The organism is Lactococcus sp. NH2-7C (assembly GCF_029953655.1).
Taxonomy (GTDB): Bacteria; Bacillota; Bacilli; order Lactobacillales; family Streptococcaceae; genus Lactococcus; species Lactococcus lactis.
Map to the genome: position 1 here is coordinate 2,469,076 of NZ_CP124538.1, position 25,267 is coordinate 2,494,342.

General features: G+C 32.7%; 20 protein-coding genes. All 20 read left to right on the plus strand.

The features are described from left to right. Positions 1-33 precede the first annotated feature (33 nt). A complete protein-coding gene (locus QJV49_RS12320) occupies positions 34-1,656 on the plus strand; it encodes a malolactic enzyme (protein WP_225512211.1) in 1,623 nt (540 codons plus the stop codon). Between the two features lie 14 nt (positions 1,657-1,670). Next, a complete protein-coding gene (locus QJV49_RS12325; RefSeq protein WP_003131417.1) occupies positions 1,671-2,948 on the plus strand; it encodes a citrate:cation symporter in 1,278 nt (425 codons plus the stop codon). 176 nt (positions 2,949-3,124) lie between these two features. Next, on the plus strand, positions 3,125-4,024 hold the full coding sequence (locus tag QJV49_RS12330) for a DMT family transporter (RefSeq protein ID WP_225512210.1): 900 nt from the start codon (positions 3,125-3,127) through the stop codon (positions 4,022-4,024). Positions 4,025-4,105: 81 nt separating this feature from the next. Continuing rightward, the gene (locus QJV49_RS12335; protein WP_225512209.1) at positions 4,106-5,197 is read left to right on the plus strand and encodes a hypothetical protein; all 1,092 of its coding nucleotides are present in this window, start codon (positions 4,106-4,108) and stop codon (positions 5,195-5,197) included. A gap of 53 nt (positions 5,198-5,250) precedes the next feature. Next, the gene (locus QJV49_RS12340) at positions 5,251-5,898 is read left to right on the plus strand and encodes an HAD family hydrolase (RefSeq protein WP_003131420.1); all 648 of its coding nucleotides are present in this window, start codon (positions 5,251-5,253) and stop codon (positions 5,896-5,898) included. 153 nt (positions 5,899-6,051) lie between these two features. Continuing rightward, the gene (gyrB, locus tag QJV49_RS12345; RefSeq protein WP_225512208.1) at positions 6,052-8,007 is read left to right on the plus strand and encodes a DNA topoisomerase (ATP-hydrolyzing) subunit B; all 1,956 of its coding nucleotides are present in this window, start codon (positions 6,052-6,054) and stop codon (positions 8,005-8,007) included. A gap of 112 nt (positions 8,008-8,119) precedes the next feature. Then, on the plus strand, positions 8,120-8,308 hold the full coding sequence (locus QJV49_RS12350; protein ID WP_225512207.1) for a hypothetical protein: 189 nt from the start codon (positions 8,120-8,122) through the stop codon (positions 8,306-8,308). Between the two features lie 210 nt (positions 8,309-8,518). Continuing rightward, positions 8,519-9,256 (plus strand): class I SAM-dependent methyltransferase, encoded by a 738-nt coding sequence (locus QJV49_RS12355; protein WP_225512206.1) that lies wholly within the window; start codon positions 8,519-8,521, stop codon positions 9,254-9,256. 161 nt (positions 9,257-9,417) lie between these two features. Continuing rightward, the gene (locus tag QJV49_RS12360) at positions 9,418-10,071 is read left to right on the plus strand and encodes a DUF4767 domain-containing protein (RefSeq protein ID WP_225512205.1); all 654 of its coding nucleotides are present in this window, start codon (positions 9,418-9,420) and stop codon (positions 10,069-10,071) included. 147 nt (positions 10,072-10,218) lie between these two features. After that, the gene (locus QJV49_RS12365) at positions 10,219-10,683 is read left to right on the plus strand and encodes a MarR family winged helix-turn-helix transcriptional regulator (RefSeq protein WP_012897558.1); all 465 of its coding nucleotides are present in this window, start codon (positions 10,219-10,221) and stop codon (positions 10,681-10,683) included. Continuing rightward, the gene (locus QJV49_RS12370; RefSeq protein ID WP_225512204.1) at positions 10,676-12,220 is read left to right on the plus strand and encodes an MDR family MFS transporter; all 1,545 of its coding nucleotides are present in this window, start codon (positions 10,676-10,678) and stop codon (positions 12,218-12,220) included. Before QJV49_RS12365 ends, QJV49_RS12370 begins: the two co-directional genes overlap by 8 nt. Next, entirely contained in the window at positions 12,220-12,939 is a 720-nt protein-coding gene (locus tag QJV49_RS12375; protein ID WP_225512203.1) for a DUF4811 domain-containing protein, read from the plus strand. The genes QJV49_RS12370 and QJV49_RS12375 overlap by 1 nt, the downstream gene beginning before the upstream one ends. A gap of 329 nt (positions 12,940-13,268) precedes the next feature. After that, positions 13,269-14,180 (plus strand): phosphodiester glycosidase family protein, encoded by a 912-nt coding sequence (locus QJV49_RS12380; protein WP_225512202.1) that lies wholly within the window; start codon positions 13,269-13,271, stop codon positions 14,178-14,180. Positions 14,181-14,235: 55 nt separating this feature from the next. Further along, entirely contained in the window at positions 14,236-15,675 is a 1,440-nt protein-coding gene (locus QJV49_RS12385) for an ATP-binding cassette domain-containing protein (RefSeq protein WP_225512201.1), read from the plus strand. 8 nt (positions 15,676-15,683) lie between these two features. After that, on the plus strand, positions 15,684-16,466 hold the full coding sequence (locus QJV49_RS12390) for an ABC transporter permease (protein WP_225512200.1): 783 nt from the start codon (positions 15,684-15,686) through the stop codon (positions 16,464-16,466). 34 nt (positions 16,467-16,500) lie between these two features. Next, positions 16,501-17,982, plus strand: coding sequence for a glycosyltransferase family A protein (locus tag QJV49_RS12395; RefSeq protein ID WP_225512199.1), 1,482 nt, complete (start codon positions 16,501-16,503; stop codon positions 17,980-17,982). A gap of 22 nt (positions 17,983-18,004) precedes the next feature. Then, positions 18,005-20,206, plus strand: coding sequence for a glycosyltransferase family 2 protein (locus tag QJV49_RS12400; RefSeq protein ID WP_225512198.1), 2,202 nt, complete (start codon positions 18,005-18,007; stop codon positions 20,204-20,206). Beyond that, entirely contained in the window at positions 20,190-21,200 is a 1,011-nt protein-coding gene (locus QJV49_RS12405; protein WP_225512197.1) for a hypothetical protein, read from the plus strand. Before QJV49_RS12400 ends, QJV49_RS12405 begins: the two co-directional genes overlap by 17 nt. Next, a complete protein-coding gene (locus QJV49_RS12410; protein ID WP_225512196.1) occupies positions 21,197-22,534 on the plus strand; it encodes an XcbB/CpsF family capsular polysaccharide biosynthesis protein in 1,338 nt (445 codons plus the stop codon). Before QJV49_RS12405 ends, QJV49_RS12410 begins: the two co-directional genes overlap by 4 nt. Positions 22,535-22,565: 31 nt before the next feature. Continuing rightward, on the plus strand, positions 22,566-25,253 hold the full coding sequence (locus QJV49_RS12415; RefSeq protein ID WP_225512195.1) for a CDP-glycerol glycerophosphotransferase family protein: 2,688 nt from the start codon (positions 22,566-22,568) through the stop codon (positions 25,251-25,253). The last annotated feature ends 14 nt before the right edge of the window (positions 25,254-25,267 follow it).

Consider the following 25,267-nt stretch of genomic DNA (forward strand, 5'->3'; position numbering starts at 1 on the left):
AACATTAATTATAATTTTTATGGAGGTTGTACGATGCGTGCACATGAAATTTTAAACAATCCTTTTTTAAATAAAGGAACAGCTTTTACTATGAAAGAACGTCAAGAATTGGGATTGATTGGTCTTCTTCCACCAACTGTTCAAACAATTGAAGAACAAGCTGAACAAACTTACGAACAATATTTGACAAAACCATCTGATTTAGAAAAACGTCATTTCTTGATGGAAATTTTTAATACAAACCGTACTTTGTTTTACTACTTATTTAACAAACATATTGTAGAATTTAATCCAGTTGTTTATGATCCAACAATTGCTGATACAATTGAAAACTACAGCCATTTGTTCGTAGATCCACAATATGCTGCTTATCTTGATATTAACCACCCTGAAAACATTACTGAAACATTAAAAAATGCAGCAGGTGACAGAGAAATTCGTCTTATTGTTGTAACTGATGCTGAAGGAATCCTTGGTATCGGAGACTGGGGAACTCAAGGTGTTGATATCTCGGTTGGTAAATTAATGATTTATACAGCCGCAGCAGGTATTGATCCAGCGTCTGTACTTCCAGTTGTTATTGATGCAGGAACAAATAGAAAAGAACTTTTAGAAGATCATTTGTATCTTGGAAACCATCAAGAACGTATTTACGGTGACCAATACTACAGTTTCGTCGATCAATTTGTAGAAACTGCAGAATCAATTTTCCCTAAATTGTACCTTCACTGGGAAGATTTCGGACGTTCAAATGCTGCAACAATTTTAAATAACTACAAAACAAAAATCCCAACTTTTAATGATGACATTCAAGGAACTGGTATTGTTGTTTTAGGTGGTATTTTCGGATCACTTGACATTACAGGTGAAAAATTAACTGATCAAGTATACCTTTGCTATGGTGGTGGTTCAGCCGGAGCAGGGATTGCTGGTCGTGTTCATGCTGAAATGGTTAGTGAAGGTCTTTCTGAAGAAGAAGCTTACAAACATTTCTTCATGATTGATCAACAAGGTTTACTTTTTGATGATATGGAAGACCTTACACCAGCTCAAAAACCATTTGCTAAAAAACGTGCTGATTATAAAGATGCTGGAGATATGACTGACCTTCTTAATGTTGTTAAGACAGTAAAACCAACTATTTTAGTAGGAACTTCAACTAATCCAGGTGCCTTTACAAAAGAAGTTATTGAAGCGATGTGTGCTAATACAGAACGCCCAGTAATCTTCCCTATCTCAAATCCAACTAAAAAAATGGAAGCTACAGCTGAACAAGTTATTGAGTGGTCTGATGGAAAAGCTTTTGTCGCTACTGGTGTTCCTTCAGGAACAATCAGCTACAAAGGTGTTGATTATCAAATTGGTCAAGCAAACAACTCACTTATCTACCCAGGTTTGGGCTTAGGAATGTTGGCATCTGAAGCAAAACTTTTGACAGATGAAATGATCGGTGCAGCTGCACATTCATTGAGCGGTTTAGTAGATCCAGGTAAACCAGGTGCGCCTGTTCTTCCTCCATTTGAATTTGTTGCTGATGTATCAATTAAAGTTGCAGAAGCAGTTGCTAAGAAAGCTCAAGAACAAGGTCTTACTGAATCTAAAGAGACAGACATGGCTAAAGCAGTTCGTGATCTTAAATGGTATCCAGAGTACTAAGGGGAATATCTTAAATGAAAAAACTTAAAGAAACGAAAATTTCGGGAATTAGTCTTCCCTTATATGCCTTTTTCGTAGCTGTCATCATAGTCGTAACACTATTAGGAAAACTTCCACTTGATATGGTTGGGCTAACTCTCCTACTTGTAACATTAGGTCACCTATTATACTTCATTGGAGAAAAACTCCCTATTATGAATTCATACTTAGGTGGGGGATCTGTTTTCACTTTAATTGGTGCTACTCTATTATCTTTCTTCCACATTGTTCCTTCTAATGTTATTGGCGCAGTTTCCAATTTTATGGGAGGAAAATTCGGATTTCTTGATTTTTATATTGCTGCACTTATCTGTGGATCTATTTTAGGAATGAACAGAAATCTTTTGGTTAAAGCTTCCAAGAAATTTATTCCGATTGCTTTAATTACTATGGTTATTGGTTTCTTCTCAGTAGGTCTTGTAGGAATGCTTATTGGTAATGGATTTGCTGATTCTGTAATGTATGTTTCTATGCCAATGATGTCAGGTGGTATGGGAGCCGGAATTACTCCACTCTCTCAAATCTATGCAGCCGGATTGGCTCATGGAAACCAAGCAGCTATCTTCTCTCAACTTGCTCCAGCAGTTACTTTTGGTAATATTCTTGCGATTATTGGTGCCTTATCTATCGCTAAAGTATTCAACAAATCTAAATATAATGGACATGGAACTCTTGTTGCAGCAACTAAAGAAGAGTTGGCTAAACCTAAAATAAAATTAGATGCTCAACAAATCGGAACAGGAATGCTCTTTGCCTTTGCTCTTCTGATGGCCGGTGACATCTTGAACAAATTCTTCCCTAATATTCATCAATATGCATTTATGATTATTATTGTATTTATCTTGAAAGCAACAAATACTGTTCCTAAAGATTTAGAAGAATCTGTTGTAATGTTTAACCAAGTAATTATGACAAACCTTACTCATGCTGTTTTAGCAGGAATTGGTCTTGCTTTGATTGACTTGAATACTCTTGCTTCAGCATTCACATGGCAATTTGTTGTACTTTGCTTGACAAGTGTTGTTGTAATGGGACTTGCTAGTTGGTTCTTGGCTCGCCTCTTTGGACTTTATCCAGTCGAAACTGCCATTGGTGCAGGGATGATCAATAATTCTATGGGTGGAACAGGTAACATTGCTGTCTTGTCTGCATCAGATAGAATGGAAATGATTGCTTTTGCACAGATGGCTAATAGACTCTGTGGTGCAATTGTCCTTATATTCGGTGGAATTCTTATCCGATTCTTTTATTAAAATAACCAAAAAAACATTTTATATAAAATGTTTTTTTATATATTTTGACCTTAATATTTTGTTTGTATTTAACTTTGTTTTGCCTGAAACTCATTTATAGTTGACGAGGTAATATATAAATATATAATGATGATTGAAGCCCATGTAACCCTCTTATTATATGATATAATATAAAGATGAATGTAAAAAAACAAATTTTTAAAGGTACACTATATGCAATAGTTGCCGGTTGTATGTGGGGAATTTCTGGCATTTTTGGTCAGCTTTTTTTCCGTGATTATCATGGTAGCCCGCTTTGGATTACATCAACACGTTTAACGATTGCTGGTATTATATTATTGGCTATGTCTTTTTCGCGAGACCATAAGCGTTTTTTTGATGTCTGGAAATCAAAAAAGAATATGCCCACTCTCTTTTTGTATGTTTTTGGTGGGGTATTTTCTGTTCAATATTTTTATTATGTGGCTATTCAACTTTCAAATAGTGCTACAGCGACAATTTTACAATATACAGCACCCGTTTTTATTATGCTTTATTTACTCATTTTTCAACGTCAAGTACCAAAACCCAAATCGGTCTTATTCGTCATTTTAGCAATGATAGGTGTTTTTTTGTTGATTACGGACGGAAATATCAAACATTTATCAATCAGTCCCCTAGCCCTTGTAACAGGACTTCTCGCTGGTGTAGCTGTTGTTATTTACTCAATCATACCTCGTCCACTATTGGATAAATATGGAGCACTTAATATGACGGGGTGGGGAATGATGCTTGCTGGTATTGCCTGTAATATCTTCTATCCAGTTTGGCGTATTGATTTTCGTATTGAACCTTTGTCAATTTTTTATGTTTTGACAATTTCTATTGTTGGAACGGCACTAGCCTTTTTATTGCTTTTAAGAGCCTTTCAATTGATTTCACCGCTTGTTGTTTCCGTTGCGACAGCTACTGAACCATTGACATCTGTCTTTTTAAGTATTCCATTATTTGGTTTGAAATTAACCCCACTCGAATTACTAGGAATTGTTATGGTCATCGTCTCTGTTATTCTTTTATCAAAATCGGAACAAACTTAAAAGAAACCAAGAGGTTTCTTTTTTTTAAAACTATTTTATTAGAAAATTCTGATATAATGTTTTTATTAGGAGAGAATTTTTATGGAAGAGTATTATTTACCATTGGAGCTTAAAACGGACGTTTGGAAGTTAGCATTTCTTTGGTCAATTTTTATATTTTTGTCTTTTTTCGAGAATTTCTTTATTCAGGAATCTATCAATTCTGAAAGTTTGCGCCATATCATTTTAAGTTTAGTAATTGGGCTATTACTTATATATTTTTTGATATTTCTCGTCAATCATTCTCGCAGAAAATTGGTCATCATCAACGAAGAAGGAATTCAATTACGGCTATTATTTCGTGAAGTTAAGATTGAGTGGAGAGACATTCGGGGAATGTATGTTCGTTCAGGTGTATTATATATTTGTGAACAAACTTCATTTAATCCTGTCCATATTGAAAAGAAAATCTGGTATAAACGACTAAAGTTTTATCAAAATTATTTTGACCCAGGTCATAATTTAAAAATTGTATTGTCAATACAGGGCTCTATCATATCTATGGATATTAATGAACTTTCTATTATTTGTGAAGAAGTGTGGTTAAAACAGAGTGGTTTTGAACAAAGCGATTTATTTACAGAAAACCCTTTTGAAAAAATTGATGAGGCCACTAGAGCAAGAAAATTAAATCCTTGGAAAAGAATTCTACTTTATGCCGTAATTTTTATTATCGCTCTGGGAGGTTTAATATTCAAAGATAAAATTAAAGAAACTTACAGTTTAGTGGATAATGAAATTTATTACGTTGTAGATTCAAAAACGAATAAGGTAGAATTTGCATTTGAAACATATGGGACCAAAAACCGCCAAAAAGCAATTGTTGTGACTGATAGAGTAATGCATGAATCTAGTATTTACTCAGAAGGTGATTTTAAGGATATCGAGAAAGGATATTATGACAATCAATTATTAGCTGGACAGAGCTGTGCAATTGTAGATGCAAAGAATCCAACATGGTGGAAACAAACCTTTGATTTCAGTAGATATGTTAAAAAAAATCAACTTCAAAAAATTACATTAACGAGTATAAAAAAACCACTTTTAAAGAATTATTTAACAGCACAGATGGAACTAACTCAGAATCAATTTAAAGGTAAAAAATTTCCAGTTAAAATTTTGAAAGCAAACTAAAAATATCCATTTCTGACAAAATGTTAGCTACTAAAGTGTGTTATAATATTAACATGGACTACGAAAATTATATCTGGGATTTAGGCGGAACTTTATTGGACAATTATGAAAGTTCTAGTCATGCATTTGCTGCAACGCTTTGGTCAATGGCAGAGCGTGTTGTTTTGCGCACTGATGTATATGATGCGCTAAAAGTTTCAACAGCTTACGCTGTTGAAAAATATGCCAGTGATTTGCCAGGCTTTTTGGAAGAATACAAAAAGCTAGAAGCAGAGGAATTAGAAAAACCAATTCTCTTTTCCGGTGCTAAAAAAGTACTGACAGACCTATCAGTAAAAGGAAATAAGAATTTTATGATTTCACATCGCAATCATCAAGTTCTGACAATTCTGTCAGCAGCTGAAATTGATTCATATTTTACAGAGGTTGTCACGTCTGATAATGGCTTCAAACGAAAACCAGCACCAGAATCAATTAACTATTTGTTAAATAAATATAAACTTAATCCAAAGAAGACAGTGATGATTGGCGATCGTCCTTTAGATATTGAAGCAGGAAATGCTGCTGGGATATCAACAATTTATTTTGATAGCTCAACAGATTCAACTCTGTCAGGACAAGCGATTAACACTGTAAGTGATGGTTCGCTTAATAGCAAGCCAACTCACATTATTCATCAGCTGACAGAGATTATTTTGTAATCTTAAAAAAATGAATTAATGATAAGCAGATTTTTAGTCAAAATTGCTTATTTTTTTTTACAAGTTTGAGTGACAAAATACCATGCACTAGAGCTAAAATCGCTGATTTATGGTATAATAATAGTAAGTTTTTCATAGAAATGAGAGTTAACTTTGAACGAAGAAAATAAAAATTTAGAAATGCTTGCAGACGAATATGACGCCAGTCAAATTCAAGTACTTGAAGGTCTTGAAGCTGTACGTATGCGTCCAGGGATGTATATTGGTTCAACCTCAAAAGAAGGTTTGCACCATTTAGTCTGGGAAATTGTTGACAATTCAATTGATGAAGCACTTGCAGGATTTGCAAGCCATATTGAGGTTTTTATTGAGCCTGATAATTCAATTACTGTTGTTGATGATGGACGTGGAATTCCGGTTGATATTCAAGAAAAAACGGGTCGCCCAGCCGTGGAAACAGTCTTTACAGTGTTGCATGCTGGAGGTAAATTTGGCGGAGGCGGCTATAAAGTTTCTGGTGGATTGCACGGTGTTGGTTCATCTGTTGTTAATGCTTTATCAACAGTACTAGATGTTACTGTTCATAAAGATGGCCAAAAATATTATCAAGAATATCATCGTGGTCTCGTTGGAGATGATTTAAAAATTATTGGTGAAACTGACCGTAGAGGGACAACTGTTCACTTTGTACCAGACCCAGAAATTTTTACAGAAACTGTTGAATTTGATTTTGATAAGCTTGCAACACGTGTTCGTGAGTTAGCCTTTTTGAATCGCGGTCTTCGTATTTCCTTAACAGATAAACGTGAAGGAAATGAAAAAAATGAAGTTCATTTCCATTACGAAGGTGGAATTCAGTCTTATGTTGAATATTTAAATGAAAATAAGACAGTCATTTTTGAACCAGCAATTTTTACTGAAGGTGAAATGGATGGAATTGCTGTTGAAGTAGCAATGCAATATACTGATACTTATCATTCAGTAGTGATGTCCTTTGCTAACAACATCAACACTCACGAAGGTGGAACACATGAGCAAGGTTTTAGAACAGCGCTTACTCGTGTTATTAATAATTACGCAAAACAAAATAAAATTCTTAAAGAAAACGAAGATAATTTAACTGGGGATGATGTCCGCGAAGGATTGACAGCAGTTATTTCGGTTAAGCATCCTAATCCACAATTTGAAGGGCAAACCAAAACAAAACTTGGGAACTCAGAAGTAACAGGAATTGTTAACAAACTTTTTGCGGAAGCTTTGACAACATTTATGTTAGAAAATCCACAAGTTGCTCGTAAAATCGTTGAAAAAGGGATTTTGGCAAGTAAAGCAAGGATTGCAGCAAAACGTGCGCGTGAAGTGACACGTAAAAAATCAGGGCTTGAAATTTCCAACCTTCCCGGTAAATTAGCTGACTGTTCATCAAATAATCCAGAACAAACAGAATTATTCATCGTCGAAGGAGATTCCGCTGGTGGTTCAGCTAAATCAGGACGTAATCGTGAATTCCAAGCAATTTTACCTATTCGTGGTAAGATTTTGAATGTGGAAAAAGCAACGATGGATAAAATTTTGGCCAATGAAGAAATTCGTTCTCTATTCACTGCAATGGGAACTGGTTTTGGAGCAGATTATGATTTGTCAAAAGCACGTTATCACAAACTTGTTATCATGACCGATGCCGATGTCGATGGAGCACATATCCGAACACTTTTATTAACACTTTTCTACCGTTATATGCGTCCGGTTGTTGAAGCAGGCTATGTTTACATTGCTCAACCACCAATTTATGGTATTAAAGTTGGGTCTGAAACAAAAGAATATATTCAACCGGGTGAAAATCAAGAAAAGGATTTACAAGAAGCTTTAGCACGTTGGGCGCAAGGAAGAACAAAACCTACAGTTCAACGATATAAAGGTCTGGGAGAAATGGATGATCATCAACTTTGGGATACAACGATGGATCCTGAGCATCGTTTGATGGCACGTGTATCTGTTGAAGATGCTGCGGAAGCTGACAAAATATTTGATATGCTCATGGGAGACAGAGTAGAGCCTCGTCGTGAATTTATTGAAGACAACGCTCAATATTCAACAATTGATGCTTGATGGCAAATAAATTAAAAAACTCAGATGTCTGAGTTTTTTTGTTTTAATGAGCGGAATGTTAGCGCTTTTTTAAAAAGTGTAATATAATAAAAACAAGAAGGAGGTAGAGATTATGCCTGAAATAAATCCCAAATTAAGCAATGAGCAAATGAAGGAACTTGAAGATGAAGCACTCCGAAATGCAACAGTTGGTACGCAAACAGGAATTCAAGAAACCTTCGAGAAGACTACCAGTAAAGCTGATGAGCTATTTAGTGAAGCTTCAAAGGCACTTAAAGAAGTTGAAGATAAAGAAAAGTAGATTTTCTATTTTTCTTTATTATTATTTATTCCTTCAAACCGAATGACATTTTAAATGACTTATGATAGAATGTGACTATAAAATACATAGAAGATGGCTACCTTAGTTGTGAAAGAAGATTTATGAATAAAGGAATTATTGCTCAAAAAATTGTAGCTTCCATGTAAATATTTATAAAATGACAAACTATATTTACATGGAGAATAAAAAATGAAACAAAATAAATATGATAATGAACGCTTTTTCAAAAATTACGCATCAATGCCAAGATCCAAAGAAGGATTGAAGGCCGCTGGTGAATGGTCTGAATTAGAAAAACTACTCCCAAATTTTCAGGATAAAAAAGTTTTGGATTTAGGTTGTGGATATGGATGGCACTGTAAATATGCAGTTAATCACGGGGCTCAAGAGGTAATTGGAATTGACCTTTCACACAAGATGCTTGAAGTTGCTCTTGATGTTAATAATGATAAAAAAATTACCTATCAACAGTCCGCAATAGAGGATATTAACTTTGCAGCAGATACTTTTGATGTTGTGTTTAGTTCATTGGCTTTTCACTTTATTTCGAATTTTGAAGAGCTAGTTTGCAAAATTTTAAAGTGTCTTAAAAAGAATGGTAAATTTATTTTCTCTGTTGAACATCCTCTCTATACCTCATCAGGTGCACAAGATTGGTGTTATGATGCAGAAGGTAAAATTCTCCATTTTCCAGTTGATAATTATTATTATGAAGGAAAACGTGAAGTCAGTTTCTTAGGTGAGCCAATTATTAAGTATCATCGGACATTGACAAGTTATATAAATTCTTTGTTAAGTTCAGGTTTTGAACTTACTAATATAATTGAACCCAAGCCTCCTATAGAAATGAGAGAGCTTGAAGAAATGAAAAATGAGATGAGACGTCCAATGATGTTGCTTATTTCTGCTAGAAATAAAAAAGAATAACTATCAAACTACTAGAATAACAGTTCCTATTTAAATAAATTAAGAGCTGTTATTTTTATTTTATAAATAATATATAACATGAACTAAAAAGAAGTTCATTTGAGTATATTAGTAGTTTTTTCATTACTTTTGGAGTAAAATGATAGCTAGGAGAAGAAGGAATGAAAAAAGTATATATTGTTGCTATTTTTTTAGTAACAACAATTGGAATGTCGGCCTGTAATTCAAAACAAAGTAATCAGATAGTAAAAGAAAGTTCCAAAAATAGCCAAAGCTCAAAAAGCTCTTTACCAATTCAGAGCGCTTCGAGTACTCCCCAGTCATCAAGTATTATTAAAGAGTCTTCTTTATCAATAGGAAAATCAATCTCCCCCTCAACATCTATGCAAATAAGAAAGTGGAACCCAGAAAAAAATCAACGTCTTTCAGAGTTTATGTCAGCGTGGGGGATAGAAATGGGACAATCTTACAGTCAGTATAATCCTAATCACAATCTTAATTTGTATGGTCTCTCTATTCCTTGGTCAGTTATAGATAATAATTCAACTTGGAAAGCAGCGATAGATAATCAGCCTATTGAATTAAAATGGTCAGAAACTGGCGAAGATACAGGGGGATATCAATTAGTTGATGTCTATTCAGATGTGAATGAGAAAAACTCTGGCGTAAACCATGTTTATCTTTTTGTTATTAAAGCAGGAAATCCTATTGTCTTATATACCGCACAAAATCAAGGGAATGCAAATAATTATTTGTACCTAAAAGAAACAAAAAATAATGAATTAAAAACTGCCTTCGCGCGAATTGTTGAATGATTTTAAAATAAAAAAGCCTATTTCAGAATAGGTTTTTTTCATTTTTTAAAAATTTAAAAGCTAAAATTTTTATTCTTGACAAAAGATAGTGAACGGAATATAATAGTTAACGTCATTAGTAAATATCACCGTTAGGGAGGAGTGAAAATGGATTACAACAAGGCAGCGGAGGTTTTCCTCACAACTGTTATTAAAAGAGGAAAAGCAGAGATGATGCATCGCTTTAATACCTACTCCCAAGGGGAACATTTGGTATTAGGCTATCTTTACAAGGAAGCTGGTAAGCAAATTGTTCCAAGTAAGATTGCAAAATTCACGCATACAAGTACTGCAAGAATTGCGACAATCTTGAATAATCTTGAGAGTAAAAATTTAGTTACCCGTGAGATTTCAAGAACAGACCGTCGAAAAATTTTAGTAGCCATTACTGATAAAGGACGTCATGTTGCAGAAGAGATTCGAGTAGAAGCTTGCTCAAATTTAGCACGCGTTTTTGAAGAAATGGGTGAAGAACGAACAGAAAGTTTCATTGAAAATTTCAAATTATTTTTAGAAATTGGAATGAAGCTAGCTAAAGAAGACAAAGAAAAAGAGGAGGAAAAAAATGCCTGATACATACGAAAAAGATTACCATTTAGATATACATGGTAAACATTACAGCCGAATCGGAATGCTTATATTGATTCTGGTTGGTACATTTGGAGCCATGTTGATGCAAACATCACTTGGGACAGCAATTCCAACATTGATGAATGATTTCAACATCTCCATGTCAACAGCACAACAAGCAACAACATGGTTTTTATTAGCCAATGGGATTATGGTTCCTATTTCAGCATATTTAGCAACAAAATTCCCTACACGTTGGCTTTACGTAACAGCATACGCAATTTTATTTATCGGAATGTTTGTTGCTTACTCGGCTCCAACATCAAGCTGGTGGGTTTTCCTAGCAGGTCGGATTCTGCAAGCTATTGCAGTTGGGATTACAATGCCTTTGATGCAAGTTGCCCTTGTTAACATGTTTCCAGCTAAACAAATGGGGGCAATCATGGGGATTGCCGGAGTTGTTCTTGTCCTTGCGCCAGCCTTAGGTCCAACATTTGCAGGTTGGTTAATTACTCATAAATTTAACCTTATCTTTTGGACATTTGCAGCAAGTTGGAGAACAATTTTCCTTATTCCAATGATTGTTGTCGGAGTTGTTTTCCTTATTTCAATCTTTGCTATGCGTGATGTTATTCCGAACCGTCCAATGAAATTAGACTTCTTGTCAGTTTTACTTTCAGTTGTTGGTTTTGGTGCTTTCCTTTGGGGATTCACTAATGTTGCAACTGACGGATGGGGCAAATTTAATACCGTTATCGCCCCAATTGTTGGAGGGTTGATTATTATCTTCCTCTTTGGTTTACGTCAACTTAAAATGGACGATCCATTCCTTGATATTCGCGTCTTTAAAATTAGACAGTTTACTTTGGTAACTCTTGCACTTGCTTTAAGTACAATGGCAATGATGGGTGTTGAAATGATGCTTCCTCTTTACCTTCAAGATGTTCATGGACTTTCTGCCTTTAATTCAGGTTTGGTTCTCTTACCTGGGTCATTAATGATGGCTGTTGTTGCCCCACTTGCTGGTGGAGTTTATGACCGAATTGGTTCAAAACGTCTTGCGGTGATTGGTTTCCTCGTTTTAGCACTGGGAACTATACCATTTATGTTCTTTACAGCTACGACTCCTGACCACTTTGTTACTCTTCTTTATGGATTACGTATGGTTGGTGTTGGTATGGTAATGATGCCATTAACAACTAGTGCCATGAATGCAGTTCCAGTTAATGAAGTCGCTCAAGCAACAGCTTCAAACAATACAGCGCGTCAAGTCGCGTCATCAGTTGTTGTTGCCCTCCTTTCTTCAGTCGCTCAAAATGTAATTACTAACAATATGCCTGCTTCATCATTAAAATCAACAAATCCATTGCAATTTGCAAATAAAGCAATCGAAGCAATGTTACAAGGTTACCATGCTTCATTCGCAATTGGTCTCGTCTTTGCCATTATTGGTATCGGAGTTGCCCTCTTCTTGAAGAGTGGTCGAATGATTGCTGGTGTCCCTGTTGAAGAACAAGACTTGAAAGGAGAAAATAAATAATGCTAATTATATTATTATTGGTAGTGTTTATGATTGGAACTTTCTTTGGTTTCATGTTTATAAAAAACACAATCGCTCATTGGTTAGTTGGTGGAATTTCCTTTCTCTTATTAGCTGGCTCTGTGGCCATGCTAACTATGCATATCAGAGATAATTGGGGAATGAAAGAAGTAACAACTTCAACTACTCACCAAATTTATACTGCTGGAGATAAATCAGCTCCTTATGGAATGATGATTAAAGCAGAAATCGGGAAAAACACTGATAATTATGTCTTTGTTTACCGAAATAATGAAAAATCGGAAAAAGCCGACACTAATTTTAAACCTGATGAAAAACACATTGCAGAAGCTGTTAAAAAATCAGCTACTTATAAATTAGTGGATGATACAAAAGCAACAGTGACAACTAAAACAACAAGACGTGTTTGGTCATCTGACTTTTATAAATTACTATTTAGTGTAGGTGGTGAACAAAATGAATTAGTTAAACAAAATTCAGTTGTTTCAGTACCTAAAGATACATGGTTAGTTTTGACTCAAGATCAAGTTAAAAAATTGAGTCAAGAAGCTCCAGCAATGCAAAAACAAATGGAAGCTCAACTTAAAGCTGACCCACAAAAAGCAGCTCAACTTGCTACTCTTCAAAAATCAAATCCAACAGAATATGCTAAGATGCAAGTAAAACAAATTAAGCAACTTCTTGGAATTAGTGAATAAATAATAAAAAGACTTCAAAATTGTTTGAGGTCTTTTTATTACATTGGGATTAAGTAAATATAAATAACACAAATAAAGTTACTTTGCGTTATTTTTCTTGACAATAAACGAAACTAATAATATAATTTACAAATAAATGCAACTTAAAATCCATATGTAGTAAAAAAACCTTAAAAAAATAACGAATAATAAAATTATCGCTTGTAAGGTGATGCGTTTTTACATAATATTTTAAATTTTTCTACATATCTTAAATTCAGGGTGATATACTATGAAGGGTTTAGTTCAGCTTTTGGATTAATTTTATTTTGAAGAAGAAAGAGGTAGACATGATTAGGAAAAGTGTAGCAAAGAAAATAGTGATTGTGTCGTTAATCATTGTTTTTCTTATAGCACTTATTGGTTTCGGAAAATATTTTTATGATAAGGCAACTGATATTTCGTCTGTTAATATGAACACAACAGGACAGTTAGTTAAAAGAACAAGCGAACCTAATGGTTATTCATCTCAGCAATCAACAACAAAAAGCTCAAAAGAAATCTCTCAACCAGTAGCTCCAGTGGAAAATACTGGAAATGCCAGCTGGCTTCAGGTAGTTTCTCAAGGAACTGGTGAAAAATTTACGAATTTTTCGAGTGGAAACTTTAAAATTTATAAAGCGCATAGTCCACAAATTTTGAAGACTGCGACTTCGGCTGACAGCCCTGTGTTGAGCATGTCAGAAATTATCAGTAAATATCCAAATAGTCTAATTATGAATGCCTCAGGGTTTAACATGACTACTGGAAAAATTACTGGTTTTCAAATTAATAATGGAAAATTATTTAAAGATTGGAATTCAGATAAAAGAGCTACAAATGCCTTTGTTTTTAATAAAAATGGTTCGTCAGAAATTTATAATTCAACCGCTCCAGCAAGTGAAATTTTGAAAAAGGGTGCCGAAATGAGTTTTAGCTTTGGTTCAATTTTGATAAAGTACGGAAAAAGTTTACCGAGTGACGGGACAGTTAATTGGGAAATTCATTCTTTTATTGGAAACGATAAAGATAATAATATTTATCTCATTATTTCAGATACAAGTACAGGCTATCAGTCAATCATGGAAAAATTTCAAGAACTCCATTTAGAAAATGTCCAAGTAATGGATGGAGGAGGTTCTAGTCAAATGTCCTTAAAAGGACAAATTATCTATCCTAGTCAGGATAATCGTTCAGTTAACGATTATATTGTCTTGAGATAAAAAAGGGGCTAGTTAAATCAGAAACTAGATAATGTAGATGGAGAATTCAGGGGAAATGATAAATAATGATCGTAATAAACTTAAGGTTAAAGCGACTAACTTAACTAAAAGATTTGAAATGCTTGAGACAACAGGAAATAAAATGAAAACTTTATTTGGCTTGAATCGGGATAAAGGACAAGAATTTTGGGCCTTAAGAAATGTTAGTTTTGAAGTTCATGATGGAGAAACAATAGGAATCATTGGACTAAATGGATCTGGTAAATCTACTATTTCAACTTTGATTAGTGGAACAATGACCCCTACAACAGGTTCAATAAGTGTTAATGGAAATGTAAGTATTATTGCTTTAGGGACAGGACTTATCCCTAACCTTACAGGAAGGGAAAACATCCATGTGGTTGGTCTCATGATGGGAATGACTAAGAAAGAGATAGCAGAGAAAATTGATGATATTATCAACTTTTCAGAACTTGGGCCATTTATTGACCAACCATTAAAAACTTATTCTTCAGGGATGAAAGCTAAATTGAGTTTTTCGATTGCTGCTTATCAAGATCCAGATATTCTTATTATCGATGAGGTACTTTCTGTCGGAGATGGAACCTTTGGACAAAAATCAGCAGATAAAATGTTTGAGTTTCGACAACAAGGTAAAACAATATTACTTATTTCACATGACATGTTAGCAATTGAAAAATGGTGTGATAAAGTATTATGGCTACATTATGGAGAAGTTAAAGGATATGGACCTACAGCTGAAATATTACCTCAATATATTAATTTTGTTCAATGGTTTATTCGCCTACCAGCTGAGCAACAAGATGAATATAAAGAAAGAGTCAGGGGTGAACAATTAACTTATTCTACAGAGATTTTAAAAGAGGAACTTGCTGATGAATATAATAAGAATTCAAAGACTTACTCACGAAGAGGTCTGGAGGAACAGTTAGACTTTGTAAAAAATAATAAATTATCAATAGCTTCGAAATTATTTCTTGTTTTACTTGCTTTTATTTGTTTTATTGGTATAGCATTTTACACAAGTAGTGCTACTAGTATTAAAGCATTAGCTGACCCACGTGGTTTTTTTACTCAGAATCTTTTTAAAACCAGTCCCTCTTTTTCAGATAAACTTAATAATGAAATAATCAGTATGAGCATAAGTGCAAAGAAAAGAGAAGAGAAGAAAACTGCTCAAAATATTCATAAATCAACGACAACTGAATCTTCTAAATTGACAAGTGCTGAAAGTAAAGTAAAAAAAGATTCACTTCCCTCAACTGCACAGCAAAAGAGTACAGAACAAATTTCTTCAAGTTCAGAAACTCAAACTTACACCGTTCAAGCAGGCGATACTCTGGGAGAAATCGCAGAAACACATAATACAACAGTTGTGCAAATTCAAGAAAAGAATCCTGGTATAGAGCTTAGCCTAATTAGTCCCGGACAAGTCATCAACCTCCCTGAAAATAAAAGTACAGAAAGTCAATAAGAGAACAGATGAAAGATTTATACCAGTATTTAAAAGAACAGATGAGTAATATGTCGTTAATCTATAATGTATCTAGGTATCAGACAAAAAGTACTCAGTTAGGGAAGTTTTTAGGAGCAACTTGGCAATATCTTGATCCTATTGTACAATTGTGCATCTATTATTTTGTGTTTATTATTATGTTTAAGAGAAAAATTTCTGGTGGGATTCCACCAGCCCCTTGGATGTTTGTTGGTCTAGGAAATTGGTTTTTTTATAGTATTTCTATCCAATCTGGTGCTGCATCAGTCCAATCGCAACTTTCTTTATTTACCCAAGTCAAATTTCCAATCAGTGTTTTACCAACCATAGAGATGTTTAAAAGATTTAATATCCTAATTTGGATGACTTTACTAGGGATTCTCCTTGCAATAAAGCACGGATATTACCCGAGTCTTGAGTATCTTCAATTATTTTATTATTTTTTAGCGCTTTGTTTACTTGTAATGGCTTTAGCTTTATTATTTTCTACAATTGTAGTTGTATTTAGGGATTTTTTACATATTATCAATTATATTTTTAGATTCTTACTTTACGTTTCGGGGGCAGCTCTTGACTTAACTTTAATGGAAGCACTGCCTTTACCTCTTAGACAAGGATTACGATTGGACCCTTTTATCTATGTAATGGAAGGCTTTCGAGATGCCATTTTCAATCGTGGCTGGTTTTGGGAAAAACCATGCTTTAGTCTTTTGGTGCTTTACTTTAGGAGTATTAATTGTTGCAGCACATTTACATATGAAACTTCGTAATCAGTTTATGGATTATGTCTGAAAGAGCAGAATAATGGATAAAAATAAATTACAAAAAGAATTTGAAACCTATAATTATTTAGACAATCAAAAATGGAAAGAAGAAATTCCCAGCTACAAAGTTTTAAAATCTGACACTATATTTAAAGAGGTTAAAGTTTCAGTTGTCATCGCGAATTATAATAATGAACCTTATCTAGAAAAGATGATGAACGCGTTAGTAAATCAGACAATTGGAATTGAAGAACTTCAGATTATTTTTGTAGATGATTGTTCGACGGATAAGTCTAAGGAAGTTATAGAAGTGTATCTGACTAAGTATCCTAATATTGAATTTTACCAATTTGACACAAATACAGGCGGAGCTCATACCCCAAGAAATTTAGGGATTTTAAAGGCACGTGGAAAATATTTGGTTATTTTAGATGCTGATGATTGGTATGAATTGGATGCCTTAAAATCAATGTCAGATTTATTGGATGAGTCTCAAGATAAGATGGTAGTTGGGGGAATTGTTCAGGTTAATGATTATCATGTTTCGGAGAAAAGTATTGCTTATTATGTAGAAGGTAAACAGATCAATCGAGATATTCAGGATTTACCCTACGAATTTTATGAATTTCTAGGACCACAAGGAATTATGGTACTTACAAGTTTAGTAGTAGAAAATCAACTTCATTTCGTCAATCAGCGGGTAGCTGATGATGTCTTGTTTTTCTATCAATGCTTGAGAATATCAAATAAAATTTCACAACTTCCCCAAAAAACAACTTATCTTAATCGAATTTCTGAAAACGATAGTCTAAGTAAAACTATCAATAAAGATTTTATGATTTCATGGTTAAGAGCTTTAGCATTTGTTAAACAAAAATTTCCTAATGATCTTTCAAAAGAGAGATTTTTAGCTCGTCGCTTAGATTGGCTAGTTCTTGATTTTGCATTACGAAGAAATATAGGTTATAAATTTGGGATTGAAAGGTTGAAAGATTTCAAAAATTCTCTAGATAAATATTTGGGAGACCTAACATTTAAGCCTCAAAAGTATTTTAAGGAGGAAGCACGGAAAATCGCTTGGTCTGATTTGCGACAAAGACATTTTTTACATCTTTATTTGTTTGTAAATTGGCATTCACATCGGGAAAGTTTAAAAATAAAGAAAAAAATAAATAATCTTTATTATTTTGTATTTCCTGGAAATCTATTACCTAAAGTACCCATAAATGTAAGAGCTTCTGCTTATAAAATGTATATTGAAAACAATTTTAGTGTTTTTGAGATAGAAGTTTTGACTAATGAAGAAATCAATAACTTTGAATTTCATGCGGTGAATGACCCATTTAAATCTATAAAAGCACAAGAAGTCATAAAAAAGGATAATAAATTCATTGTAAAATTTGCTAAAAAAGAACTAGAAAACTTATCAGAAAATTATGGATTACACGTTATTTCAAATATCTATCATGATCATATTGTTGAAATTTCTAAAGTAACTAATGAAAAGACTAATGTCATTTAATTATTCAGAGAAAGGAGAAAAAGTGGAAGAAAAATTAAAGGAAGAGTTTAAAATTTATAACTTTGATTTAAATGATTATTCATGGAAAGAAAAATTACCTAGTGTCACTGTGGAAAAATCTGAGAGAATTGGGAATCGGCCTAAAATATCAGTTATTATAGCCAACTATAATAATTCTCCATATCTTGAAAGAATGATGAACTCATTAGTTAATCAATCTATAGGGATTGAAAATTTACAAATTCTTTTTGTAGATGATCGATCAACAGATGATTCAGTTGATAAAGTTCGACCATTCATGAAAAAATATCCAAATATTGAGCTGTATATTCTTGATGAAAATACAGGAGGGGCTCATGGTCCACGTAATGTAGGTCTACTTTATGCAAAAGGTGAGTATCTGGTTATTTTAGACGCAGATGATTGGTTTGATCAAAAGGGACTTCAAATTTTTTATCAATCTTTAGAGAAATCTGGAGATGATATGGTATTTGGAGGAGTTGTACGTAGCAAAAACGGGCAGTTAGAATTAATGACAAGGGCTTATAATGCTCAAAAAAGTGAAAATTTGCCAATTTCTGAACTGCCTTATGATTTTTATAACTGGCTTGGACCTCAAGGAAACATGATTCGACATTCTTTGATTAAAGAGCATAACTTACATTTTATTGACCAACGTGTAGCAGATGATGTAAATTTTTTCTATCAAGCTCTCCTCTTTTCCAAAAAAATATCTCAAGTTCCAGAAATTACGACATATGTTAATCGAGATGACGATAATTTGTCGCTCAGTAGGAACATTAATGAAAATTTTTTAATTTCATGGCTTCGCACCCTATCTTATTTGATAGAAACATATAACGATGTCGAGGATATTCAACGATTTATTACGAGACGTTTAGAGTGGATATTAGTTGATTTTACACTTCGTTGGGATACCAATTTTGGACTTAATGTGAACTCTATTCAAAAATTACGAAAATTAATTGATTTTTATTTATCAGATTTAGATTTTGATCCCAATCTATATTTTTGTTTAGATGTTTATCGTTATATTTGGGAATATTTAAAAACAAAGAATGATGAGAAACTTTTAAGATTTGTGGGTTGGCACACGCTTCCTTCAATTGATAAATCTCTTAAAAAAGTTGGTAATTTATACTATTTTATTTCTGAGGAGAAGGACTTACCATGGATCAATCAGCCACTTGTAAAAGGTAGAGAAATAATTACTGATGAAACAGGAATATATTTGAGATTTGATTATTATGTTCCTGAATCTATAAATTATGTTGAATTACGAAATGACGACAATCTTAATCAGGTTTTCCGCAAAAAAGTGATCCATCTATCAGGGGTAACTTATGAATTGCAGATTACACCTGAAGAATTTAAAGGCTTGTCAGCTGGAATACACAGACTTTATATAATATTGAAAAGCCAAATTGAATATTTAGTGGCAATCGATAAATTACAAGCATACTGTACTGACGGGGCTTTGCTGTCAGAGAAGCTTGGCGTTGTCAATTTATACAAGCCATTTTCTAATCATCAGTTCGTATTAGCTTTTAAAGCTCTGCCAGAAAAGTATCTGGGACAGTTTATTCAAATTCAATCAGTTTTAAATACTGAAGGAGTCTATGAATATAGCTTACCAGATGGAGAGATCATTTCGGAAGAAAATTATCAAAATTCAATAATTTTATTTCCCGAAACTCCAAAAATATCAATGAAAGAATTTGCTCTTAAAGCAGGAATTTATAAGCTTAAAAAAGCAATGCTTTTTTATAACACTAAAAATGAACGTCAGCAATTTCTCAAAAAAGGGTGTCTTATTACAGTAACTCACATTTGGTTTACCGATGAAAGAAAAATGATTCTGACCACATCTGCAGGTCAACTTATTTTTGATAAAGAAGCATTGATTTTTGTTGAAGAACCTGTCGAGATTATTGCATTAAAAAATATCTATTCCTATATTGAAGCTGTATTTGAAAAACGAAATAAGAAAAAACATTATCTAAAAGGGACTAAGATAATGGTAAAATCTCTTGTTTTTAATAAAAACTTTAGAGTGAGATTTTTGACCAATGATGGTACTTATATTACAGAGAATCCAGAATTTGTGGCTTTCTCAGAGAATATGGGTGATATAGAAATTAAAAAAATGACGATATTACAAGCGATTCGTCAAAGAAGGAGGAGTCATGAAAAAAATTTTTGATATTTTATATGTTAAAGAATTCAAAATATCTGAATCAAAACTCCAAATTGAATTAGAAAATATTGTGAAAATAGATGACTTGTTTTGGTCAAAAAATTCACTGACTCCTTCTTTTAAGATTGCAGAAAATAGCTTTGAAATTTCAGGGAAAGTAATCACAATTTTTATCAATGATAATGAAATAGAACCATTTATTCGTTATTATCTAATTGCAAAAATAGAGGGGGTTGTATGGCGTTTTTATCAAAGAAATTATGAGGAACATCCAAGGGCACTTCGCTATTATGATTTAGGTATCGGTTCACAGGGGGATCTACATAAAGTGATTTATATTAATGATTTTGGAAATATCGGTTTTAAAATAGTTCCACAAATTATTTTGGATACTTTTGATAGAAGACTTCCAATTAATGTTGAACTTACTGACATCAGTACTGGGTTTTCAAGTCTAACTATTAAAGTGAGTCTTGAGTGGCCAAATGAGTCATGGAAGACAGAGGGAAAAATCATTCCTTTTATTACTGAGCTCAATTCATCAACAGATAATAAAATTTATGCCGTTGAATCTGTTTCTAAAATTAAGGAAAAAGAAGGTGAAATTAATGCTAAATTTAGTGAATTGTCAAACCTTAGAAAAGATAAGGATTATGCTTTTGGCATTGAGATAGGGCTAAAAAATAATCGATACAGTTTATTAACGACTCGAGTAAGCAAAAAACTATTTTATGATTTCTATCCTTTTTTTAGAGGCATTAATCTTATACCAGACGATAATATCGAATTTAAAATTACAAAAAATACGGCAATCACAATATGCCGAAAAATATCATTTGTTCAAGCAGGAACTTCACCAAGTTTTGCTAATGAATTCGAGAGTGTAAAGTTTTTGAGCAGAGTTGAAAGGGAATACCTTGATGAGGCTTATAAAACATTAGAGAATGAATGGATTAAACAGGCGGCATATCATAATTTTTTAGGAAGAGGAAATAAATGACTGAATACTTTGAAGTGGATGCTAAAAAAGATTTGAAGTCAATGGATACTTTTTTGGAGGATTGGGAATATTATGAGTTCCTAAAAAATTTAGCTTTAAATAATAAGTCAATTGTTGGTTACCGTGATCATAAATATACGATTCAAAAAAATACTGAAATTAATCTGGGAATGGAGAAGTACAAAAATATTCATTATAACATTGAAATTCCCATAGAAAATGAACAATATCTTTCCAATAAATTGATTGTATTTTTTATGCCTGCAGATCGAATGATTTCAACGCAAGCTAAACTTCGGATGTTTAGTAATTCACCGTGGAAATCATTAGCAAGCTCTATTGCTAAAAACACTTATATTTTAAGAATTGCGGATAGCAACTTAATTTCAGGATCTTATTACCAAAATACGATTAATTTTCCAAATTATGAAACTAGCATTCAAGAACTGATTCAAAATACTGCTTATAAATATAATATTTCATCTAGAAATATAGTGATGTATGGAAATTCAAGAGGTGGTACAGGGGCTCTTTACCACGGTTTGTTAGGTAACTATAAAGTAGTCGCAATTGATCCAGTTATCGATCGAAGAGCATGGGTAGAGGTAAAAGATGTTCAACATATGTTTGATCTTGTTGATTATAATTTCGCTCCGAAAATTAATAGGCTTTTAGAAGAAACAATTTTAGGTCCCGAAAAAATAAAAATTCTCTGTTCAGATACTGCGTTTATTACTTACCCATTTGTGAAACAATTAAATCTTTCAAAAATAAATCTCTTAAATTTGAACTTAAATATCCCTCATGTGGTGGACCCATTTACAAGTCATGCAGCACTTATTGGGAAGACTGTACCTTTACAACTTTCTTTAATTAATCAATTCCTTTATGAAGAAGATATAAATATCGAAAAAAGTCTTATTTTATTGAATGTTGATGATTGGGATGTTCTGTTACCTTGGACTTCGCCGTATTTCACAATACATTTTAAAGATTATGGAATAGAAGTTATTAGGAATTTAAAGATGGCAGATAATGATAACATTTGGTTGAATTTCATGATTAAGTCAAGAATGATTATCGATAAAAAATATACTATCGAAATAATAACTGATGAATCTACATTATCATTAGAAAATGGATTATTTATTCATTCAGAAAATAAATTTAAACATATTGATTTAAAAAGAAAAGATAATAATGGGGAAGTTGTATGGAAGACCGAATTTACTGCAGACTTTTCTTTTGAATTTTTAGGGTTAAACGCGGAAGCAGTTGCTAGAAATAATTCAATAGTTATACGGTCTATTAAAATATTTTGTGAAGATAAATAATTTTAAGGTTATAAATGATAGAAGGAAAACAATGAATAAAAAATTAGTCAATTGCATTATTCCAGTTTACAATGTTGGACGATATTTAGTGGATGCTGTTGATAGCATTACTCACCAAACGATTGGTTTTGACAATATCAATTTAGTGATTATAAATGATGGAAGCACAGATAACTCGCAAGAAGTGATAGAGAGTTTACGATTTTTGTATCCAAGCATCGTTGTTATTAATCAAGAAAATCAGGGAGTATCTGCTGCACGAAATGCGGGTCTAGATTTTTGTTTTGAAAATTTTTCAGCACCTTATACTTGTTTCATTGATGGAGATGATAAATATGATTCAAACCACTTGGAAACTTTAATCAATTTCTTTAAACAGTATGGAAAAATGGATGAAGAATCCGAAATACTGGATAAACAAGTTATTCCTGATGCGGTATTTATTCCAATTCGTACATTTGAAAAACAAGAAGGACTTCACTATTCTTACAGAGCTGTGGATAGAGGGAAAAGTGGGATTCTTGATATGAGCAAGTCTTTTGCCTTCTTTTCACACGTTAATTCTGGATTATTTGTCTCTCAAGCTTTGGAAGTGGATCGCTTTAATGAGGAAATGACAATCTCTGAAGATGCTGATTTTATTTTGAAAATCATTAATAAAAAACACATTGTAGGCTGGTATAATGAAAATCTTTATTACTATCTTCGTAAAAGATTAGATGAATCAAGTACTATTGATAATGCAGAGAATAATTTTGATTTTTATAATCGAATTTCTTACTATAAGCAAGAATTTGAAGAATTTGTGCAGAAATTAGGGCAAGTTCCTAGAGAAAATCAAGTCAGTCGCTTATATGATTTACACTGGTTTAAATCAAATGAACCAAGTAATAATCAAAATAATTTTGATTTAAATGAAGCCTTAGAAAATGTTAAATATATTTTGCAACATATTGATGATGATTTGCTTGAACAAAAATATATTCCTTATTGGTATCAAATTTATTTTAAGTCTTTAAAATATGGGCAGATACATTTGAGAAATGTTGTTAATGAGATAGAACCACGTTTTCAGATTGCTAATGAAGTGATTGAAAATCTTGATGGGAATGCGCAAATTAATTGGATAAATCAAAGAGAAAAGCAACTTAAAATTAGAGGATTTTATGTTCGACCGACGATGGATGAAGTGAAATTAGTTGCTAAATATAGAGGAGAATTCATTGAAGGAGCTCTCAATAAATCTAAACATGATGACTTGAAATATTATTTAGGGCGGGAAATATTTCCAGCTGTTGTTTTTGAATTTAATATTAATTTGGCTGGGATGCTTAATCAGGAGCTTCAAAGTATTGAGTTTTATTTTAAATATCAAGATAAGTATGCTGCTGCTCATTTAGTACATGGTTGGAACTCAAGGTTTTATTGGAAGAATGATTTCTTTATTGGAGAAGAAGCTATCATTAAAAAATCATGGTCTAGTCACGCGCTTGTAGTTGAAAAATTGACCAAATATAGTTTGAACAGTACCGTCCTTAGTCGAAAGAAAAACTATAAAGATGATTTTTTATTTGAACGTTATGTTGATTATTTTGAAAGTTATCGAAGCAAAAGAATTTGGCTTTTTATAGATCGTCCAACAACAATCGGGGATAATGCAGAAGCTTTATTTAGATATTGCGCAAATAGAGAAGATGGTATTGAAAAATTTATGATTATTCCTGATGAAACTTATTATCAAAGCTTTGAAGGAGTAAGTCCTAATATCGTCATTTATGGTTCGTTTGAATATAAATTTTTACTAATGTTTGCTGAAAAAGTGATTTCATCAACAACTTTTTGGGAATGGGTAAATATTGACACTAATATTCCTAAATATGAATTTAAATTAATTGTTCAGGCGCTTTCAAATGCTCAAGAAGTTTTTTTGCAACATGGAATTATCAGAAAAACTTCATTTTCAGATTGGTATTTAAATAACTCAAGTAAAAACTTTAACTTTATGGTCACTTCTACAGAAAAAGAGTATGAATTGATGCGCTCGGATGACACTGGATTTAAGCAAGAACAAGTTCGGCTGACAGGATTACCAAGATTTGACCTGTTGAAGAATAACGCAGAAAATATAATAACTTTTTTACCTACTTGGCGAATTCAATATTCTAAGGATGACGGGTCTTATGATAAGTACTTTAAGGAGTCTGATTTCTTTAGGTCAATCAATGAATTTTTAAATGATGAAAAGTTACTTGAATTACTTCGAAAAAATAATTTTCGCTTTATTTTTAAAGCTCATCCAAAGTTCTTTGTGCAAATAGAAGATTTTGATGTTCCAGAAGAAATAGAAATTGTAAGTACAGAGCTTTCTTATAATGAAATTTATGAAAAATCAGCAATTCTAATTACTGATTATTCCTCAGCTGTTGTGGATTTTGCATATTTGAAAAAACCTATTATTTACTATCATTCTATAATAGAGGAAGATGAGGAAGATCCAGAATATTTCTCATATGAAAAAGATGGTTTTGGTGAGGTTTGTGTCACTATGGAATCGGTTATTAATAAAGTTCAAAATTATATTGATAATAATTGTCTAATGGAAGAAAAATATATCAAAAGAGTTGATAATTTCTTTAAATATACAGATAAAAAAAATTCCGAGCGAGTGTATGAGGAAATTATGAGTCTTCCCATACCTAATAAGAATAAGATTATCTAAAACTTCGAAATAAG

Coding starts and splice junctions, on each gene's coding strand:
- QJV49_RS12320 (WP_225512211.1), top strand. CDS start 34: ATGCGTGCACATGAAATTTTAAACAATCCTTTTTTAAATAAAGGAACA.
- QJV49_RS12325 (WP_003131417.1), top strand. CDS start 1,671: ATGAAAAAACTTAAAGAAACGAAAATTTCGGGAATTAGTCTTCCCTTA.
- QJV49_RS12330 (WP_225512210.1), top strand. CDS start 3,125: ATGAATGTAAAAAAACAAATTTTTAAAGGTACACTATATGCAATAGTT.
- QJV49_RS12335 (WP_225512209.1), top strand. CDS start 4,106: ATGGAAGAGTATTATTTACCATTGGAGCTTAAAACGGACGTTTGGAAG.
- QJV49_RS12340 (WP_003131420.1), top strand. CDS start 5,251: ATGGACTACGAAAATTATATCTGGGATTTAGGCGGAACTTTATTGGAC.
- QJV49_RS12350 (WP_225512207.1), top strand. CDS start 8,120: ATGCCTGAAATAAATCCCAAATTAAGCAATGAGCAAATGAAGGAACTT.
- QJV49_RS12355 (WP_225512206.1), top strand. CDS start 8,519: ATGAAACAAAATAAATATGATAATGAACGCTTTTTCAAAAATTACGCA.
- QJV49_RS12360 (WP_225512205.1), top strand. CDS start 9,418: ATGAAAAAAGTATATATTGTTGCTATTTTTTTAGTAACAACAATTGGA.
- QJV49_RS12365 (WP_012897558.1), top strand. CDS start 10,219: ATGGATTACAACAAGGCAGCGGAGGTTTTCCTCACAACTGTTATTAAA.
- QJV49_RS12370 (WP_225512204.1), top strand. CDS start 10,676: ATGCCTGATACATACGAAAAAGATTACCATTTAGATATACATGGTAAA.
- QJV49_RS12375 (WP_225512203.1), top strand. CDS start 12,220: ATGCTAATTATATTATTATTGGTAGTGTTTATGATTGGAACTTTCTTT.
- QJV49_RS12380 (WP_225512202.1), top strand. CDS start 13,269: ATGATTAGGAAAAGTGTAGCAAAGAAAATAGTGATTGTGTCGTTAATC.
- QJV49_RS12385 (WP_225512201.1), top strand. CDS start 14,236: ATGATAAATAATGATCGTAATAAACTTAAGGTTAAAGCGACTAACTTA.
- QJV49_RS12390 (WP_225512200.1), top strand. CDS start 15,684: ATGAAAGATTTATACCAGTATTTAAAAGAACAGATGAGTAATATGTCG.
- QJV49_RS12395 (WP_225512199.1), top strand. CDS start 16,501: ATGGATAAAAATAAATTACAAAAAGAATTTGAAACCTATAATTATTTA.
- QJV49_RS12405 (WP_225512197.1), top strand. CDS start 20,190: ATGAAAAAAATTTTTGATATTTTATATGTTAAAGAATTCAAAATATCT.
- QJV49_RS12410 (WP_225512196.1), top strand. CDS start 21,197: ATGACTGAATACTTTGAAGTGGATGCTAAAAAAGATTTGAAGTCAATG.
- QJV49_RS12415 (WP_225512195.1), top strand. CDS start 22,566: ATGAATAAAAAATTAGTCAATTGCATTATTCCAGTTTACAATGTTGGA.